General features: G+C 73.0%; 1 pseudogene. It reads right to left on the reverse strand.

The features are described from left to right. Positions 1–267: pseudogene (locus FDW84_RS19450) on the reverse strand (endonuclease); the annotation flags it as partial.

Here is a 267-nt window from a genome sequence, read left to right on the forward strand (position 1 = left end):
CCATCAGGGCATGGGCCTGGGCGAGCAGGGCGCCGGCAGCCCGGCCGCTGATGGCCAGGACGCAGCCGATTTCCGCGGCGATCGCCATCTCCATCGCCTGCACCGGGGCATTAGGCGGAGCAGCCGCCCGTGCCGTGTCCGCATACGTCCCCGTGGCCCTGGCCACCAGCCCGGCAACCTGGGCCTGCACCCCAGCAGCGCCGCCGAGGATGTCCAGGCAGCCCTCGGCCAGGCCCGCCAACGGATCAGCCTCCAACAACACCTCCG

This window comes from Pseudarthrobacter sp. NamE5 (genome assembly GCF_005796225.1).
GTDB lineage: Bacteria > Actinomycetota > Actinomycetes > Actinomycetales > Micrococcaceae > Arthrobacter.